Here is a 20,064-nt window from a genome sequence, read left to right on the forward strand (position 1 = left end):
CCATAATGGATTTGCATGAATCTGGAGAAATGTATTTAGAAACAATTTTAATGTTAAAAAATAAGAATCAGTATGTGAGATCTATTGATATTGCGAATACAATGAATTTTTCAAAACCAAGTGTTTCGCGTGCAATTAAACTTTTAAAAGAATCTCAATTAATTATTGTTGATCAAAAAGGTTATATTGATTTTACTGCAGAAGGCAGAAAAATTGCTGAAAATGTGTATAATCGTCATACGACGTTAACACAGTTTCTCATTAATTTAGGTGTTGGTGAAAAGCAGGCAGAGGATGATGCTTGCCGTTTAGAACATATTGTGAGTGAAGAGACTTATCAATGTATACAGAAATTTTTAAAAGAGCAGTCGTAAAGATTGCTTTTGTTGTTTTTGTGGTTATAGAATTGTTTACCAAGAACTTGAAAAAGTTGCATTTTATATATATTTACGCAACAATATATGCTATAATATCAATGCATATATAATTAAGTAGCATAATATGTGCTAAAAATTTGAAAAGTCATGTTCGTTTGTCTTATAACTCATCTTGGTAAATTGAGAATATATATTTATTTTGATAATATGTTATCGGTTTTTGAAGAAATAGATGTTGTTGGTTATATTTTGTGGAAATATATGGTAAAATAGTTGGGCGAGGTGTGGTTATGGATAATTTTGAATTTGAAAATAAGAAGAAAAAGAAGTTAAGAAAAGAACCGTTCTATATTGTTGGTTGTCTTTTATGTTTAGTGATAGGAGCAGGTGGTGGCTATTTCTATCGAGGATCTCAAGAGAAGACGAATCAAAAAACTTCACAGAGTTTGTATGATCAAATTTATAAAGCAATAGAAAGTGATTTTTTAGATACAACAGAAAGTGAGAACTCACTCAAGGATCGTATGTTATATGGTATGGTTGCAGCATTAGGTGATCCATATACTTCCTATTTAAGTACACAAGAAGCCCAGAGTCTAACAGATTCAATTAATGGATCTGTCCAAGGAATAGGAATTACCTTTTCAACAATATCAGTAGGTGGAGTTGTTTTGGCTGTATATAAAGGAACTCCAGCAGAACAGGCAGGACTTTTAAGTGGTGATATTATTACACATGTACAAGGAACTTCGGTTGCTGGATATAGTTCTGAAAAGATTAAGAATGCAGTTTCTGGAGAAAGTGGTACTTCAGTAGCCTTAAAAGTTTTAAGGAATGGAAAATCTATAGATTTGACTGCGAAACGTGCAAGTGTTGAAACTTCATTAAGTTATGAAATCAGAACATCTGGCCAAGAGAAAATTGGTTATTTACAGATGACAACATTTGGTGAAGGAACAGCAGCATATGTTGAGGAAGCATTGAAAGCATTTCAAAAGGAGAATATTCAAACACTTGTTATTGATTTGAGAGATAATGGTGGCGGATATTTAAAGGCTGCTCAAGATATTTTGGATTTATTTATTGAAAAAGATAAAGTTTTGGTATCTACTCAGACTGTTTCAGGAAAAATAGAATCATTTAAGTCTACAGATATACAAAAATATCATTTTGAAAATGGCTATGTACTTTGTAATGGAGATACTGCTAGTGCATCAGAAGTTATGATTGGAGCATTGAAAGAATATTTAAATTATAAACTCGTAGGAACAAAAACATATGGTAAGGGAATTGCGCAAACGCAATTAACTTTATCTGATTCATCTGTTTTGAAATATACAAATGCAAAATGGTTAACACCAAATGGAAATAATATAAATGGTGAGGGATTTAAACCTGATTATGAAGTTAAGTCTCAATCTATCGATGATTTTCATATTGGGGAATTTAAGGGACCATATCAATATGATCAAGTTGATGATAATATCCAGTATATGCAGGAAATGTTAAAAGAGCTTGGATATAAAGTTGATAGAGTTGATGGATATTATTCAAAGGCAACAGAAGAGGCATTAAAAGCTTTTGAAAAAAGATATGGATTAGCGGTTAATGGTATATATGACAAAAATGATGCAACAATAGTATTAAGTGCATTGTTATATCATATTTATCAAGAATTAGAAGATGCACAGTATTTAAAGGTGACAGAATTAATTAAGTAAAGGGGTGTTAGAAATGGAAAAGTTTAAACTTGTTTCTGAATATTCTCCAATGGGAGATCAGCCAACTGCTATTAAAAAATTGGTAGAGGGTATACGAGCAGGTCAAAAAGAACAGGTTTTATTAGGAGGTACAGGGACAGGAAAAACTTTTACTGTTTCTAATGTTATTGCCGAAGTCAATAAACCAACATTGGTTTTAGCACATAATAAAACGTTGGCAGGGCAGTTATATTCAGAGTTAAAAGAATTCTTTCCTGAAAATCGTGTGGAATATTTTGTTTCTAACTTTGATTTTTATCAACCTGAAGCATATATTCCTAAAAGTGATGTTTATATAGATAAAACTGCTCAAACCAATTATGAAATTGAAATGTTACGTTCTGCAGCAATGAACTCTTTACTAGAAAGAAGAGATACAATCGTTGTGGCATCAGTTGCTTCAATATATGGATTAGGAAATCCAGAACAGTATCGAGAAATGATTTTTTCGTTAAGGGTAGGACAGGAAATAGATCGTAAAGAGTTATTAACATATTTAGTTGATCGTCAATATCAAAGAAATGATATTGAACAATCGAAAGGAACCTTTAGAGTTCGAGGAGATGTTATTGAAATAGTTCCAGGTCATACTGAAAGTTGGTTAATACGTATTGAGTTATTTGGTGATGAGGTTGAACGTATTAGTGAAGCTGATCCCTTAACAGGAAAAACACTAGGAAGTTATAAGACATATACAATTTATCCAGCTTATGGATATGTAACAAGAAAAGATCAGATGTTAAAAGCGTGTGATACGATTGCGGAAGAATTAAAAGAAAGATTAAAGTATTTTGAAGAAGGTATGAAACCTTTGGAATATGAGCGATTAGACCAGCGAACTCGCCATGATATTGAAATGTTAAGAGAAGTTGGAATGTGCCCAGGAATTGAGAATTATTCACGTCATATAGATGGAAGACAAGCAGGACAGAGACCCTATACTCTAATTGATTATTTTCCTGATGATTTTTTAATGATAGTAGATGAAAGTCATGTGATGTTACCACAAGTTAGAGGCATGTTTAATGGTGATAGAAGTCGTAAAGAGACATTGGTGGAATATGGATTTAGATTACCTAGTGCTCTTGATAATAGACCGCTGCGTTTTGAAGAATTTGAAAAGATTATTAATCAGGTCATTTATGTATCAGCTACACCAGGTGATTATGAATTAGAAAGAACCAATGGTACTTTTGCTGAACAGATTATTAGACCGACTGGATTGCTTGATCCAATTATTGAAGTTCGTCCTTCAAAGAATCAAATTGATGATATTATTAGTGAGATTAATGATCGCATTGAAAAGAATGAGAGAGTCTTGATTACAACTTTAACAAAGAGAATGGCCGAAGATTTAAGTGCTTATCTCAAAGAAATGGGGATGAAAGTAGCTTATCTTCATTCTGATACAAAAACTTTGGAAAGAACAGAAATCTTAAGAGATTTACGTCTTGGGAAGTATGATGTTTTAATTGGTATTAACTTATTAAGAGAAGGTCTCGATTTGCCAGAAGTTTCACTTGTTTGTATCTTAGATGCTGATAAGGAAGGTTTCTTAAGAAGTCAGCGTTCATTAATACAGACAATTGGTCGTGCTGCACGTAATGCGCATGGAAAAGTCATTATGTATGGTGATAATATGACTGATTCTATGAAAAAGGCGATTGATGAAACAAGTCGTCGCCGAGAGATTCAAGAAGAGTATAATAGAGAACATCATATTACTCCACAAACAATTCATAAGGAAATTCGTGATTTGATACAAGGAAAAGAAACAATTGATGAAGCGACTTCACTTCTTAAAAAAGGTAAAAAGGCTGATAAGAAAGCGAAGAAGAAATTAATTGATGATTTAGAGAAAGAAATGAAACAGGCTGCCAAGGTTCTTGATTTTGAACGTGCGATGGAATTAAGAGATATGATTATGGAACTTAAAGGTGAAAAGTGATGGAACTTAATCAATTAGCCAGAACTATCTTTGATGATATATTAGCTCAAGGTGGAAGAGTTTATATTGTTGGTGGAAGTGTTAGAGATGTTATCTTGAAGAACTCAGGAGAACATGATGTTGATGTAGAGGTTTATCATATGACTTATGAGCAACTTCATGATTTGTTAGCAAAATACGGAGTTGTGAATACTTTTGGAAAAATGTTTGCGATTATGCAGCTGGAAAATCTAAAGGGATATGATTTTGCCCTACCTCGTCAAGAAAAAAAGGTAGGCGAAAAACATCAGGATTTTGAAGTTATAATCAATCCTGAACTTCCTCTTGAAAAGGCAGTGAAGCGAAGAGATTTGACAATGAATGCATTGATGTATGATTATCAAAATGAAGAAATCATTGATTTATGTGGTGGATTGGATGATATTAAAAAGCATCAGGTTCGTTGTGTGGATCCTCAATCATTTGTTGAGGACCCTTTACGTGTTTTAAGAATTGCACAGTTTATAGCAAGATTCGAGATGACTGTAGAAGAGAAAACGTTAGATTTATGTTATCAAATGGTTCAGCAAGGAATGCTGAAGCATCTATCAATAGAGAGAATCTATGGCGAATATTGTAAGATTTTGATGTCACCTAGACCATCAATAGGATTTGAATTTTTAAAAAGGATTAAAGCTTTACCGTTTTATTTAAGTGATTTAATAACAACTCATCAACGTTTAGACTATCATCCTGAAGGTGATGTCTTTACACATACGATGTTAGTCATTGATGTGGCTGCTTTAACAAAGCATAAGACAGATGCCCCTTTATCATTTATGTGGTCCTGTCTTTTGCATGATATTGGAAAGCCTTTAGTGACGACAGCTGATGGTCATGCACCACAGCATAATGAAGCTGGTGTTAAAGTCTTTCAAAAGGTTAAAATGATTCAATCTAAGAAACAAAGACAATATATATCAACAATGATTATGTATCATATGCATCTTATGAATATGGCAAGAAATCATGGAAAAGATTTATCCTATCTTAGATTATTAAAGAAAATTGATGGAAAAGTTTCTATGAATGATTTGATTTGTATAAGTTGTTGTGATAAGTTAGGGAGAGGGAAAGTAGCTCAAGAACAATATGATGCTTTCTTTACTTTTATAGAAGATAAAATAGCACGATTGGGAATGCAGGCACCTCAGCCACTGATTAATGGATATATATTGATTCAGAATGGTTTTCAACAAAATAAACAATTGAAAATGATTTTGGATGAAGCCTATGATTTGCAATTACAGGGTTTAAGTCAGGAAAAGATATTAAGGAGTTTAAAGAAAAAATATGAATAAGGATAAAATTATTATTAAAGGAGCAAGAGTCAATAATTTAAAGAATATTGATGTTGAAATTCCTAGGGATAAATTGGTTATTATGACTGGACTATCTGGGAGTGGAAAGACATCATTGGCTTTTGATACAATTTATGCAGAAGGACAAAGACGATATGTTGAATCTTTAAGTGCATATGCCAGACAATTCTTGGGTGGGGTTGAAAAGCCAGATGTTGATAGTATTGAAGGACTTTCACCATCAATTGCGATTGATCAAAAGACAACTTCGAACAATCCTCGTTCAACTGTTGGAACAGTCACAGAAATTTTTGATTATTTAAGATTGTTATATGCAAGAGTTGGACATGCCTATTGTCCTGAGCATCATGTTTTAATTGAGTCACAAACAATTAAACAAATGGTGGATGCAATTGATGCATATAAAGATGGAACAAAGCTACAGGTTTTGGCAAGAATGTGTAAAAATCAAAAAGGAACTCATAAGGATTTATTTGAAGAATTAATGAAAGATGGTTTTGTAAGAGTTCAGGTTGATGGCGAAAGCATGTTGTTAGAAGATGAAATTATTTTAGATAAAAACAAGAAACATAACATTGATGTTGTTGTTGATAGAATTGTAAAAAAGGAAGGATATCGTTCTCGTTTAGCTGATTCTTTAGAGACTGCGTTAAAGTTAACTGGTGGAGAAGCGATTGTTGAAAATTTAAGTGAAAAGACAGAGAAGTTATTTTCACAACATTTGGCATGTCCTCACTGTGGTTTTAGTGTTCCTAAATTGGAGCCAAGATTATTTTCTTTTAATAATCCATTAGGTGCATGTCCTGATTGTAAGGGAATCGGTGTTAAGAATGAAGTTGATGATGATTTATTAATTCCAGATTGGTCGTTGAGTATTAATCAGGGTGGTTTGCGTTACTTTAAAACATCTGTGGGAACTGATCGTATTGAATGGCAAAGATTTTTAGTTTTATGTCGAGAATATAATATTGATTTAGATAAGCCTTTAAAAGATTTTAGCAAGAAGGAATTGAAAATTATTTTGAGGGGTTCAGATCGTCCAATTACTTATACTATTGAATCAAGTTCTGGGAATGTTTCTAAAACCACAAAATATATTGAAGGTGTGAAGACTTTGATTGAGCGTCGTTTTGAGGAAACAACATCATCTTGGTCGAAAGAATGGTATGCTTCATTTATGGCTGAGCACACTTGTCCAACTTGTCAGGGTAGACGTTTAAATGATCAAGTTCTTAGTGTTGTTGTAGGTGGAATAAATATTAGTCAATTTACAGATATGTCTATTGAAAAGGCTTTAAATTTTATGAATGAATTAAAATTAAATGAAACTGAAGCCAAAATAGCAAAATTAATTATTAAAGAAATACAAGATAGATTAACTTTCTTGAATAATGTTGGATTAGGTTATTTAACATTATCAAGAAGAGCAGGTGGATTGTCTGGTGGTGAAGCACAACGTATTCGCTTAGCGACTCAGATTGGTTCTCGTTTAACTGGAGTTCTATATGTTTTAGATGAACCTTCTATTGGTTTACATCAAAGAGATAATGAAAAGTTAATTCAAACCTTGTGTAATATGCGTGATTTGGGTAATAGTGTTGTTGTTGTTGAACATGATGAAGATACAATGAGAGCATCTGATTATATTATTGACATTGGACCAGGAGCAGGTGTTCATGGTGGTGAGGTGATTGCTGCAGGAACTCCTGAAGAAATAATGAAAAATCCAAATTCAATTACTGGAAAATATTTATCTGGCGAATACTCAATTCCTGTTCCTAAAAAACACCGAAAAGGAAATGGTCTGTTTATTGAAATTAAAGGTGCTAAAGAAAATAATTTAAAGAATATTAATGTGAAATTCCCATTAGGGAAATTCATTTGTGTGACAGGAGTTTCTGGAAGTGGAAAGTCTACTTTAGTCAATGAAATCTTATGTAAGGCTGTGCGTGCTAAACTTTATCATTCTAAAGAAAAACCAGGATTACATAAAGAAATTCTAGGATTGGAGAATGTTGATAAAGTCATTGAAGTTTCACAGGATCCAATTGGTAGAACGCCACGCTCTAATCCAGTTACATATACTGGTGTTTTTGATGATATCAGGGATTTATTTGCGAAAACACCAGAAGCAAAAATACGTGGGTATGACAAAGGACGTTTCTCATTTAATGTGAAAGGTGGGCGTTGTGAAGCTTGTCAAGGTGATGGTGTTAAACGTATTAGTATGCATTTCTTGCCTGATGTTTATGTACCATGTGAAGAATGTGGTGGAAAACGCTATAATGAAGAAACTTTACAAGTCACATACAAAGATAAGACAATCTATGATGTTTTAGAGATGACAATTGAAGATGCTATTGATTTTTTTGATAATTTAGCTCGTATACGTTCTAAGATTCAAACGATCTCTGATGTTGGGTTAGGATATGTTAAGTTAGGTCAAAGCGCAACAACTCTTTCTGGGGGAGAAGCACAACGTGTCAAATTAGCAAGTGAACTTCAAAAGAAGGCAACTGGAAAAACTGTTTATATTTTAGATGAGCCAACAACTGGTTTGCATAGTCATGATGTAGCACGCTTAATTGAGGTTTTAAATCGTATTGTTGATCAAGGAGATACAGTTATTGTTATTGAGCATAACCTAGATGTTATCAAGGTTGCTGATCATATTATTGATTTGGGATTGGAAGGTGGCGACAATGGTGGTACAATTGTAGTATCAGGTACACCTGAAAAAGTTGCTAAATGTGCTGAAAGCCATACAGGACGCTTTCTTAAGAAAGTGTTAGAGTAGGAGGAAAATATGAGTAAATCGGTAAAGCTAAAAGAATTGATTAAGTCAATGTCATTTAAACAAGTCTCTGGTGATGAAGAATCTTTAGAAAGAGAAATATTTGTTGCTGAAATTAATCGACCTGGATTTGAGTTGGCAGGATTTTTTAAACATACGGATTTTAGAAGAATTATTTTGTTTGGTGAAAAGGAAATTGCATTTGTAAGAGAAATGAGCAAAGAGTCTCAATTGGCTTGTTTCTCTAAACTTGCAAATGATGAAACACCTTGTATTATCATTGCAAAAGGATATGAATGTCCAGAAATATTAAAAAATATAGCAGTCAAAAGAAATTTCCCAATCTTTGAAACCATGCAGGCAACTGGACGTGTTTCTATTGATTTAACTGGAACGTTGGATGAAGCTTTGGCACCAGAAACACTTATTCATGGGGTTTTCTTGAATATTTATGGAAAAGGCGTTGTTATTAGAGGTGATAGTGGAATTGGTAAATCAGAAATTGCTCTCGAATTAATTAAAAGAGGTCATTTGCTGATTGCTGATGATGCTATTGAACTTTATCATATTGGTCAAAATATTGTTGGGAGAGCACCTGAGGTTTTAAGAAACTTGCTTGAAATTAGAGGGATAGGAGTTATTGATGTTTCTAAGATGTTTGGAGTGGCTTCTATTTTACCAAAGGATAACGTTGATCTTATTATCCAACTAGATAGATGGTTACCATCTCGTGAGTATACACGAATTGGTGTTGAAGAAGACGATGTGACTGAAGAAATATTATCTATACAAATACCTAAAATTGTTGTTCCTGTAACAGGAGGAAGAAGTATGTCAGCGATTATTGAAGCAGCAGTTATGAATATGCAGTTGAAAGATTCAGGATTTGATTCTAGTAAAGAATTTGTGAATAGAATCCTGGATAATATTAAGAGTAAATCTTAATGGAATTCTTTAAGGATTTTAGTACTTTTGTAACGATTGGACCTATTAGTATCCAATGGTATGCAATTGTCATTTTGACTGGTGCTTTCATTGCGTATGCTTTGGGTCAATATCGTTTTAAACAATTAGGGTATAATAAAGAAATTTTATCTGATTATTTCTTCGCATTATTATTTATAGGTATTATAGGTGCTCGTATTTGGTATGTCATCTTTACATTCAATGAGGTATATATTTCTAATCCACTTGAGATATTTGCTGTATGGCATGGTGGGTTAGCGATTCAAGGTGGAATTTTCACTGGATTAATTTATAGTTATTTCTTCTTTAAAAAGAGAAATATTCCTTTCTTAGTTGCAGGTGATGCAATTATGCCAGGAGTCTTGATTGCTCAAGCATGTGGACGCTGGGGGAATTTCTTTAATCATGAAGCATTTGGAAGTGAAGTGAGTTTGAAATTTTTAAATTCTTTACATTTACCAGATTTTATTATTCAAAATATGTATATTGATGGAGCATATCATCATCCTACATTTCTGTATGAATCCGTTGGTAATATTATTGCTTTCTTATTAATTATCTTTGTTATAAGAAAATTCCAGAAACATATTGGTATGCAGTTCTTTGGATATTTTGTATTCTATGGAGTTGTCAGATTTTTTGTAGAAGGTCTAAGAACTGATAGTTTAATGTTTGGACCAATTCGTATGGCACAATTGATTTCTATTGTTTTCTTTGCAGTAGGAATCGTTGGTATGGTCTATGTACATATGAAAGGAACAAAGGTAGAAGAGTTTCAAGTAGAGTAGAGAATTCGGTGCTTTAAATTTTGAAGCGGAGAGAACAAAATCGCTTTAAATAATGAGGGGGAGTAATAATGAAAATTATTATTCCCCTTTAAACTTTGGAGAGGACAAATGCCTAGTTCTTTTCTCCTATTTATTTTTTTCGTATGATCCTCGTGGATCTTTATCCTCTTTTATTTTAGTTTTATGTTCACTAGATGAATATGTTTCATATTTGTTTTGAGAATACATAATTCTATTTCTAGCTCTTTCAAAGTTAGTTAATCCATTAGCATTGGATAGTATCTTCTTTATATAATTATTCTTACCTTCTATAGGTCCATTAGAAATTCTTCTATTGCCAATCCAGGTAAAAGAATTTAGTATTTCTGTTTTCCAAGTTTCTAAAGTATCAGCGAGTTCATTCATTTCTTCAATTCCTGATTTTTTACATCTTTTAATCAAAGATCTTAATTCTGCTTCCTTATCACAAGTGTTAATATTTTCTTTTTGACATTGATCAAACGCAAGATATTCTTCCTTTATTTTATATGCCTCACTTATTTCTTTATCTATACCAAGTAAAACTTCTAAAATGCCATTTTCTGTTGTCGTGTATTCTAGGATTCTATCTTTACTAAAGGTATCGTCATCAATATTATTAGCTGATTTTAATAATAATTTATATCTATGTTTTAATAAACGGTAGTATAGTGTTTTCTTATTGGATTTATAATTGTTCATAATTCGTTTTCTTATTTTATTTAATTGACCATTAATGTGTTTTGTCAAATGAAAATGATCTATAATAAGGGTGGCATTCGGAAAGAATGTTGGGAGAAGTGGTTTGAATGTAAAGCTCATGTCGGTGCATACATATTCAACTGTTTCTCTTTCTTTTTTTGGAATCTGAAAAAAGTAAGGTGATAATATTTCATGAGTTCTGGACTTTACAATATCAATAATGAGATTGTTTTCAAAATTCATAAATATACTAGGATATTTGTATTTCGCTTTACTACCAAAATAGAACTCATCTATTAAAAGAATACGAGGAAATGTTTTCCGTGGTATCTGAACAAATGTATCAAAGATATCAATTATTTTAGTCGTAGATACATCATAAGATCTAGCTATTTGAGAATATGTGGCATTATAAGGCTTTAAACCTTCAAGTATGCATATAATAGCTGTCTTAGTAAACTGTTTTCCTTTATATGATATTGGATTATCAACAGTAGGATAGGCGTTACAATCATTACAGTGATATCGTCTTATTTTATAATTAATCTTGCAAACCTTATTATTAATAGGGGCACTGGAAAGGGTGCCGTGACTATATCCTTTACTGTATAGATTTATAGAACCACAATGCGGGCAACAATGAAGTTTTGTGTTAAAAACAATAGATATCAAATATTTGTTTTCAGTAAGATCAATATTGAAAGATTGAACAGAATCTTCTTCAATATCAAAAAGTTTTAAAAGTTTTTTGTCGTTATCATTCATCATAATTATAGAACTAGGCAAGTTTAATTATAACAAAAAAAGCGGATATTTTGTCCGCTTGAAAATTTAAATAGAGAAAAAAGTACTCCGCTTCAAAATTTAAAGGGGTACCTTCTCCCCATGAGAATTTAAAATACCGAGAATTCTACTCTTTTTTGTTAGTCTAAATAAACACATATATTACCTAAGTAGTGTTTAATTATTATCTTAATAAAACGAATCATTAGAGCCTGTGTAAAATATTATAAATGTTCATTTATATTTCATATACGAAGTGTATAATAAATATATGAGGTGAGTTTATGCATAATTCTGCAAAAAAGATAATTAAACAATTTCATGATAACCAGGAGATATATCGTTCTTTAAAACACGATATTGATGATATCTTTACACGTATTATAGATACAAATCATTTCCGTATATCAAATATGGCAATACGTATTAAGAGTGAAGATGCTTTGATGAAAAAAATCACATACAAAAACAGATATCAGGATATTAATGAGATTACAGATGTTGTGGCTTGTCGTATTATTACTTTGTTTGAAAATGATGTTGATCGTATTTATGAATGTGTAAAAGATAATTTTGAGGTTATAGAATATAATGATAAAAGAAAGAAAAACTATGATGATCGTATAGACTTTGGATATAATTCATTACATCTTTTAATTAAATTTAATGATGAGAGATGTCAGTTTATTGAGTATTCAGCATATAAAGATATTATTTTTGAATTACAGATTAGAACCACTTTGCAACATTCTTGGGCAGAAATTGAACATGGATTAGGATATAAATCACAGTATGAAATACCTAAAGATATTCGTAGACGTTTAACAAGATTATCTGCATCATTAGAACTGCTAGATGAGGAGTTTGTTCATATTGCAAAAGAAGTAGATGAATATAATAAAGGCATTGTCCATATTGAAAAGATTCTTAAAACAGATATAAATGTTAATTCTTTAATTCAGTATGTGAATACATCTCCACGTATAAATGGCATTTTAGAAAAGCTACATACTGAATTTCAATTTAAATTTGAGCGTGATTCTGAATTAATATCGCAGTCACGTTTAATTCAAAGATTCCATTATATGGGGTATACATATATTAATGAATTGGATGATTTTGTGGAAAATCATCTCAAGGAAATTGAATGGTTATCTCGAGAAAGAGTAGAGAACTTTAAAGAAAACCATTTGATTAACATTTATAATGTCTTAGTTTGGATTTCTTTAGTTATGCTTGCTAATGATGGTGTGAGCGATCCTGAAGAAATCTTCTCTAAGGAGAGTATTGAAAGGTTACAGCATTTAAAAGAATCTATTGAAGATAAAGTTATTAATTAAATATAAAAATAAACGAAAAGAACTGAAATGTTCTTTTTCTTTTGTCACAAAAGTGTCACCAATATATAATAGAATGAAGGGGGAATAAATTATGAAGAAAGTATTAATAGTAGAAGATGATATAGCATTAGCAAAGTCCTTAAAAGCAGCTCTAGAAGTGAAAGATTATCAAATAGAAGTTGCTGACTGTTATAATCTTGCTATAAGGATGTTTCAGCATATGACTTTTGATATACTTGTAGTGGATATTCAATTACCAGATGGAGATGGAATTGAGCTTTGCGAGTATATAAGAAAACAATCTCAATTACCAATCCTTTTTTTAACAGCTAATGATAATGAAGAGATGTTAGTCAAAGGGTTGAATAGTGGTGGAGATGATTATATGACAAAACCATTTCGAATTAAAGAACTTTATGCAAGACTACAAGCTCTTTTAAGACGTAGTCAATCTTTACAGGATAAAATGATAGTTGGGAACTTACAAATTGATTTACAACGTAGAGAAGTATTTATTGAAAAACAGGAAGTTCATCTTTCTACTATTGATTTTGATATTTTAAAAATGTTAATGATTCATAAGAATCAAGTATTGACACGGAGCCAACTTTTAGAAGCCATTGATCAAGAGAATAATTTTGTGGAGGACAATACACTTTCAGTACATGTCAAAAGGTTACGTGATAAATTAGGAATATATCATGGCCATTCTTATATAGAAACAGTGAGAGGAATTGGTTACAGGCTCAATAAAGAGGTGCTATATGAAGACGAATAATAGAGAATTTATAAGATTAAAGTATATAGCTTTGATTATTTTGTTTTTATTTATTATCATTTATTTGGTTGGTTTTTCAAGAGATATTATGTTTGTTCTTGGAATTATTTTAATGGGGAGTCTTTATATTAGTTTTCAAAATGTTGTCAAAGAATTATATTGTGAAATGCGTGAAGTGATTGCTTATGCCGCTAACGATCAACAAACAATTATAAAAGATGGTGATTTGGGTTTACTGTATAATGAAATGATGCGTTTAAAAAAAAGAACGGTTGCTTATGAAAAGGTTATTCAACAGGAAAAAGATAAACTTCGTCAAATGATTGAAGATATTTGTCATCAGTTAAAAACACCTCTTACAAGCATATCTATATATAATGATCTACTGTTAGATGGAAAGATACAAGACAATTATTTTGAAGAAATTAATCAGCAGATTGAAAAAATGAAATATTTAATTAACAGTCTTTTAACATTAGCAAAATTACAAAGCAGTCAAATTGAATTTGAATTTGAGTATCAGTCTATCCAGGAAGTTATACAATTATCTATGCAGTCTTTACAACCTTTAATAAAGAAAACACGAATTCAGATACATATTGAAGAATTAGAAACGTGCTTTTATTATGATGAAAGTTGGTTACAAGAAGCTTTATCTAATATATTAAAAAATTCATTAGAACAAACATGTAGTCGTATAGATATAACATTTCTAGAACATCAGCAATATTTAAAGATGTTTATTTATAATGATGGTGAAGCTATTCAAGAGAAAGATTTACCTCATATTTTTGAAAGGTTTTATCATACAAAGAAACAACAGGGTGTTGGTATTGGATTGGCTTTATCGAAAGAGATTATTGAAAAACATCATGGCAGTATCCAGGCTTATAATGATCGTAATGGCGTTGTCTTTGAAATTCTTTTTCCACGTTATCAAATGAATAATAAATTTAAAGTGTCATGAAAATGTAAGAATTGTTATTCATAATAAAGATAGGAGGTGGGAATTATGAAATCAGTTGTAAAAATGTGTCAAGTGAGTAAGGTATATGGAGAAAATGAAACTGAAGTCTATGCTTTAAGGAATATTCATTTGGATATTGAAGAAGGAACATTTGTTACGATTGTTGGGAAAAGTGGAAGTGGGAAATCAACATTGCTTCATGTTATGGGAGGTTTAGAAAAGCCAAATAGTGGAGAGGTTATCATCCAGGATATCTCTTTATATGACTTGAAAGAAGACGAACTGACAATTTTAAGAAGAAGACAGATTGGCTTTGTTTTTCAATTTTTCAATCTTATACCAAGTCAAAATGTCTATGAGAACATTATTTTACCAATGCGTTTAGATGGACGAAAAGAGGATTCTGAATACGTTGAAGATATTATTCGGATGTTGGGTTTGGAAGAAAAGAAACTTTCTTATATTGATGAGTTGTCAGGTGGACAGCAGCAAAGAGTTGCGATTGCACGAGCCTTAGCATCTAAACCAACTATTATTTTATTGGATGAGCCAACAGGTAATTTAGATTCACAGAATAGTGAAGAAGTTATGGATCTTTTAAAAATATCGCAACGTAGATATAATCAAACTATAGTGATGGTTACGCATGATGCGATGATGGCAAACAAGGCAGATCGTATTATTACCATAGAAGATGGCCAAATTGTAGGTGATCAACATGTTTAAGCATAATTATATACAAAAAATTGCCTATGATAATATTCGTAAACAAAAAAAGTTTTATAAGTTTGTCTTTATCTCTTTAGTAATGGTATTTGTTTTATCAACAATTATATCTATTCTTTTTGCATCATATGAAGAAATAGGATACCGTGAAAGATATGAGAGATACGGTTTGTGGAGTGCTGTTGTTAAAAATTCTAATGATTCAGTTATTCAACAGTTAGAAGATGATGTTGATATAGGATATATTTATGATTTAGGTGATGTACAATATCAAGGTCAAAAAGTAGGGAGAATGTCATCTTTAGATAAGACTGCTCAGGAACTTGTAAAGTTAAATCTAGAAGATGGGAGGATGCCTTATCAACAAGACGAAATTGTCTTAGAAGAAGATCAATTCTTAAATCTTGGTATTCCTCAAAAGATTCATCAGACTATAGAATTGTCAATTATGTATCAGGGTCAAGAATTAACAAGGGAATATAAAATTGTAGGGATTGTCAGTAATTATACACAAATTTATGATACATCATTAGGAAATATCATAACTTCTCAAATAACATCTAACCAATATGATGCTTTGTTATATTCTCAGGATAATTTAAATTTATGGAATGAAATTATTGAAAAGGAATTAGAAACAGATATTTTATTTAACACAAATACATATAAATATTATCAGCAATCAACTTCTCCTTTAAAGAATAGTTATGAAGAAGGTGATTATACAAAAATATTGAGTAGGATGATTATATGTGTTGGGTTTGTAGGTGTGTTAGGAACAATGGTTTCTGCAATGGCAAAAAGAACTGAAAATTTTGTTTTAATGAGAGCAATTGGGACAACATCTAAACAGATACAAAAAATGGTTATTTATGAAGGTATAATATTGATTTTTATAGCTTTGCTGATAGGGTTAATCATAGGAGTGTTTTTATCTTCCATTGTTTTATATGCTTATTATCAATTGATGGGTGGAACATTTATATTTATAGTTAATAAAACATTTTATATTCAATTTTGTTTAAGTCTGTTAACTTCATTAATAGGCATATTTATTCCTTCATTTCAGGCATATTCTATTCCTTTGACTGGTAAAATTCAGCAAAAGGTTAAAAGAAATAGAGTTAGAAAAGTACGGAAAATCAATATTCTTTCTTTAGGATTTAAAGAATTTGCTGACCATAAAATGGTATCCTTTCTTTTGATTGTTATTATATTTATTGGAATTATGATTGGGGATTTAATGAATCTTTCAGTTGAATCATATGTTGATACAAATAATTCAATAAGAGAGAAAAGTGATTTTGATTATATATTAAGAAGTTCTCAAGAAGTATTCTCACAAAAAGATTTAAATAAATTAACAAATATTAATGGTCTTGAATCTCAAATTATACATAGTCAAAAAATCTATGCAACATGGCCGGGAATTGAAAATGAAAAAAGCATGGTTCGTTTAAGAAGTTTAAATCATTCTTCCTCTTTATATCAAAAAATGTCAATTCTATATTATGAAAATGAAAATATGGTCAAGGATGTTTTGACAAAATACAATCTTCAAGGACGTTTTCCTGAAAATGATAATGAAATTTTGATTGTTAAACCATGTATACAGGTACATGAAAATGGATATGGATTATCTATAGATCATTTGGAATGTGATAATAATATATTGGATATAGATTTGAAAGTTGGAAATAATCTCATGATTTCCTATATCAATACGTACGATGATTCAATAGAGAAATCCATTGATAGAGAATTTAATATTGTTGGAACAATTGAGTTTAATAATATAAAACCAAAAGAAGAAAGACTTTTTAATTATGATTTTGCAGTGATAACAAATTCCTCAACATATCAAAAGTACTTTGAAGATCATGAACAATTATGTTATTTTGATATTTCTGCTAAGTCTTCGGTATTTGAATTAAAAAAAGAATTATTTGAAATGCAAAAAAGATATCCAGATAGTTCTTATCATGATACAAGCAGTGAATTACAATTAAGAAGTATTCAAAATATTGAATTGATTTTAAAGGATAGTTCATTTTTCTTTATTTTTTTAATAGGAACAATGGTTTTAACATATTTACAAAGAAAAATAAAGGTTCTTTCATTGAAATCTGAAATTGGACTTTATAGATCTATTGGAATGACTAAGAAACAATTTTATTTTATACATTTGTTTTATGGAATTATTATTTATCTATTGGCTGTCATGATTTATATTTGCTTTTATATAGTTAGTTTACTGAGAACAGGTATGGGGTTTAAGGACATTGGAGAAATGATTTTGACTCCGATACATGGCATGGTTATCCTCATATTAGGAATATGTTTTATAGCAGTAATATTCTTTCCTATTCATAGTCAGTTAAAAGAAAATGTTCTTTCTTCAATATCAAGAGATTCATAAAAAAGAAGAGGTGACATAATCTATTGCTTATCAATAGAATGAGTCATCTCTTTATGACAATAACTTTTTTCTTATTTTTTTATTAACCCATCAGCAAAACTGATTGGAATGCCAAAAACAATGCCAGTATCATGATTATCAATGCCACCTAGTGCATCACTTACTGTTTTTCTTACGAGCTCAACTTGTTCATTGTTGACAATGAAGAATATGGTTTTACTATCAGGATGGGGATTTTCTAAAAATAAACGAAGCGATCCTAATAAATAACTATCATCAGATTCTTCTAATGATTTAACCATGCCTGTTGAATCTATGATTGTTCCTCCAGTTACCCCTGCCTTCTTTAAACGAGCTAACAAATCCTCTAAACATTCAATTTTATTTAATACAACAAATATAACTTGCATAATGATCACCACCTAACTTTATTATATAACTTGTCAAAAGAAATATCTAGTTATTATCAGATAATTGCGGTATAATATTGAGTAATTAAAGAGGGGGTATCGATTATGAAATATGAATTTACGAAAAGGATGTCAAATGTAAAAGCGTCAGCTATTAGAGAAATATTAAAAGCAACTGCTGATCCTGATATGATTAGTTTTGCGGGTGGAAATCCAGCGGCAGACGCATTTCCAACTGATGCTATTGAAAAGATATCTGCTGATATTCTTAAAAATGATCCTATTAGTGTTTTACAATATGGGATTACTGAGGGTGATAAGGGATTGATTGAAGCTGCTACGAAATTTTTTAATAGACATGAAAAAGTATTTGGACTAGGTGATAAAATGCTTATCACTTCTGGATCACAACAAATTATGGAATTTGCAGCAAAATGTTTATGTAATGAGGGGGATGTAGTTGTTTGTGAGAATCCTAGTTTTTTGGGTGCATTGAATGCCTTTAAATCATTAGGAGCTATTTTAAGAGGTGTTGAGTATAAAGAGGGACAATTAGACCTTGAAGCCTTAGAAAAAGCATTACAAGCACAGCCAAAGCCTAAATTTATATATTTAATTCCAAACTTTCAGAATCCAACAGGTATGACAATGTCATTTGAAGTAAGACAACAAGTCTTAGCATTGGCTAAACAATATGAAGTGCTTATCTTGGAAGATAACCCGTATGGTGATTTAAGATTTGAAGGAACGGCTATTCCTTCTATTAAATCTTTAGATCAGGATGGATTTGTGATTTATGCAGCAAGTTTATCTAAAATTATTGCTCCAGGAATGCGTATTGCCTGTTGCATAGGTCCAACAGAAATTGTGAATAAATTTACAGTCGCAAAGCAGGCTAGTGATGTCCATTCTAATTTGTGGGCTCAAAAAGTCATGGCAAGATATTTAACAGAATATGATATGGATGAGCATATTGCTGTTATTCAAAAGATATATAAAGATAAATGTAATCTTATGTTACAAGAAATGGAAAAGCATTTTCATAAAGATGTTCATTATACAAAACCAACGGGCGGCATGTTTATATGGGTAACGCTACCAAAACATGTTAACATGCAAGAATTTGTAAAAAAAGCATTGGCTCAAAATGTTGCTGTTGTGCCAGGTCATGCATTTTTAGATGATGATAACAAGGAATGTCATAGTTTTAGAATGAATTTTTCTACCCCAACAAATGAGAAAATTATTGAAGGTATCAGGTTATTAGGTGAATTAACTTTTCAAATGATTTAATTCATAATTCGTCACATTTTTTTAGAATCATGACATATAATAGAAAGTCGGGAGGAAAGAAAGATGCCATTTATGAGATTTACTACTACAAAAACACTAACACTTAAACAAGAAAAAGCACTTAAAGAAAGTGCAGGCAAATTTATTTCTATTTTACCAAATAAAAAAGAAGAACAATTGATGATTCATATTGAAGACAATCAAGTGATGTATTTTAAAGGTAAAGAAATGGATTGCATGAAAATAGAATGTCAATTATTTCATCATATTGAAATATCCTATAAACAAGAGTTTGTAAAAGCAATGATGAATGAAATTGAAATGATAACAAAAATACCAGTATCACATCAATATATGACGATTGATGAATATGATAATTGGGGTAAAAATGGAGAACTTGCTTAGAAGTCAAATTTTGACTTCTTTTTTTGTAAAAAAGTATTGCAATAATTAAATTCATGTGATAATATATTTAAGCACTATAAAGTGCTTGAATAGCTCAGTTGGTAGAGCAATCGGCTGTTAACCGATCGGTCGTAGGTTCGAGTCCTACTTCAAGCGCCATGTGGCCTGTTGGAGAAACGGTTAACTCACATGCCTTTCACGCATGCATTCACGGGTTCGAATCCCGTAC

16 protein-coding genes and 1 tRNA gene are annotated in these 20,064 nt (G+C 31.0%); 15 read left to right on the plus strand and 2 right to left on the minus strand.

Annotation, left to right across the window (positions count from 1 at the left end):
- The first annotated feature begins 5 nt into the window (after positions 1–5).
- The 7 genes from AC5M21_RS10395 to lgt all read left to right on the plus strand — a co-directional run bounded on the left by AC5M21_RS10395 (position 6) and on the right by lgt (position 9,994).
- Positions 6–374: a metal-dependent transcriptional regulator gene (locus tag AC5M21_RS10395; RefSeq protein WP_008787693.1), complete on the plus strand. Its 369-nt coding sequence runs from the start codon at positions 6–8 to the stop codon at positions 372–374.
- A 293-nt stretch (positions 375–667) separates the two neighbouring features.
- Positions 668–2,098 (plus strand): S41 family peptidase, encoded by a 1,431-nt coding sequence (locus AC5M21_RS10400; RefSeq protein WP_017143873.1) that lies wholly within the window; start codon positions 668–670, stop codon positions 2,096–2,098.
- Between the two features lie 13 nt (positions 2,099–2,111).
- On the plus strand, positions 2,112–4,085 hold the full coding sequence (uvrB, locus tag AC5M21_RS10405) for an excinuclease ABC subunit UvrB (protein WP_117598816.1): 1,974 nt from the start codon (positions 2,112–2,114) through the stop codon (positions 4,083–4,085).
- Entirely contained in the window at positions 4,085–5,425 is a 1,341-nt protein-coding gene (locus AC5M21_RS10410) for a CCA tRNA nucleotidyltransferase (RefSeq protein ID WP_008787696.1), read from the plus strand. The genes uvrB and AC5M21_RS10410 overlap by 1 nt, the downstream gene beginning before the upstream one ends.
- Positions 5,418–8,243 (plus strand): excinuclease ABC subunit UvrA, encoded by a 2,826-nt coding sequence (gene uvrA, locus AC5M21_RS10415; RefSeq protein WP_008787697.1) that lies wholly within the window; start codon positions 5,418–5,420, stop codon positions 8,241–8,243. The genes AC5M21_RS10410 and uvrA overlap by 8 nt, the downstream gene beginning before the upstream one ends.
- Before the next feature lie 9 nt (positions 8,244–8,252).
- Positions 8,253–9,185, plus strand: a complete 933-nt coding sequence (gene hprK / locus AC5M21_RS10420) for an HPr(Ser) kinase/phosphatase (protein WP_008787698.1) — start codon at positions 8,253–8,255, stop codon at positions 9,183–9,185.
- Positions 9,185–9,994: a prolipoprotein diacylglyceryl transferase gene (lgt, locus tag AC5M21_RS10425; RefSeq protein ID WP_008787699.1), complete on the plus strand. Its 810-nt coding sequence runs from the start codon at positions 9,185–9,187 to the stop codon at positions 9,992–9,994. Before hprK ends, lgt begins: the two co-directional genes overlap by 1 nt.
- Positions 9,995–10,120: 126 nt before the next feature.
- Here lgt and AC5M21_RS10430 read toward each other — a convergent pair whose 3' ends face one another.
- Positions 10,121–11,482, minus strand: coding sequence for an ISL3 family transposase (locus tag AC5M21_RS10430; RefSeq protein ID WP_017143872.1), 1,362 nt, complete (start codon positions 11,480–11,482; stop codon positions 10,121–10,123).
- 299 nt (positions 11,483–11,781) lie between these two features.
- Here AC5M21_RS10430 and AC5M21_RS10435 point away from each other — a divergent pair, with 299 nt between their 5' ends.
- The 5 genes from AC5M21_RS10435 (at position 11,782) to AC5M21_RS10455 (ending at position 17,727) form a co-directional block, all read left to right on the plus strand.
- Complete coding sequence (locus AC5M21_RS10435) at positions 11,782–12,837, plus strand: GTP pyrophosphokinase (RefSeq protein WP_008787701.1); 1,056 nt, start codon at positions 11,782–11,784, stop codon at positions 12,835–12,837.
- Between the two features lie 91 nt (positions 12,838–12,928).
- Positions 12,929–13,615, plus strand: coding sequence for a response regulator transcription factor (locus AC5M21_RS10440; protein ID WP_008787702.1), 687 nt, complete (start codon positions 12,929–12,931; stop codon positions 13,613–13,615).
- On the plus strand, positions 13,602–14,582 hold the full coding sequence (locus AC5M21_RS10445; protein WP_008787703.1) for a sensor histidine kinase: 981 nt from the start codon (positions 13,602–13,604) through the stop codon (positions 14,580–14,582). Before AC5M21_RS10440 ends, AC5M21_RS10445 begins: the two co-directional genes overlap by 14 nt.
- A 45-nt stretch (positions 14,583–14,627) precedes the next feature.
- Positions 14,628–15,308 (plus strand): ABC transporter ATP-binding protein, encoded by a 681-nt coding sequence (locus tag AC5M21_RS10450; RefSeq protein ID WP_008787704.1) that lies wholly within the window; start codon positions 14,628–14,630, stop codon positions 15,306–15,308.
- Complete coding sequence (locus AC5M21_RS10455; RefSeq protein ID WP_302378483.1) at positions 15,301–17,727, plus strand: FtsX-like permease family protein; 2,427 nt, start codon at positions 15,301–15,303, stop codon at positions 17,725–17,727. The genes AC5M21_RS10450 and AC5M21_RS10455 overlap by 8 nt, the downstream gene beginning before the upstream one ends.
- A gap of 71 nt (positions 17,728–17,798) precedes the next feature.
- Here AC5M21_RS10455 and AC5M21_RS10460 read toward each other — a convergent pair whose 3' ends face one another.
- Positions 17,799–18,137, minus strand: coding sequence for a hypothetical protein (locus AC5M21_RS10460; protein WP_008787706.1), 339 nt, complete (start codon positions 18,135–18,137; stop codon positions 17,799–17,801).
- A 105-nt stretch (positions 18,138–18,242) separates the two neighbouring features.
- Here AC5M21_RS10460 and AC5M21_RS10465 point away from each other — a divergent pair, with 105 nt between their 5' ends.
- From AC5M21_RS10465 to AC5M21_RS10475, 3 genes are all read left to right on the plus strand, one after another.
- Positions 18,243–19,430, plus strand: coding sequence for an aminotransferase-like domain-containing protein (locus tag AC5M21_RS10465; RefSeq protein WP_008787707.1), 1,188 nt, complete (start codon positions 18,243–18,245; stop codon positions 19,428–19,430).
- A gap of 63 nt (positions 19,431–19,493) precedes the next feature.
- Entirely contained in the window at positions 19,494–19,835 is a 342-nt protein-coding gene (locus AC5M21_RS10470) for a hypothetical protein (protein ID WP_008787708.1), read from the plus strand.
- Positions 19,836–19,918: 83 nt separating this feature from the next.
- Positions 19,919–19,994, plus strand: a tRNA-Asn gene (locus tag AC5M21_RS10475).
- The last annotated feature ends 70 nt before the right edge of the window (positions 19,995–20,064 follow it).

The sequence above is a fragment of the Coprobacillus sp. genome, assembly GCF_984815275.1.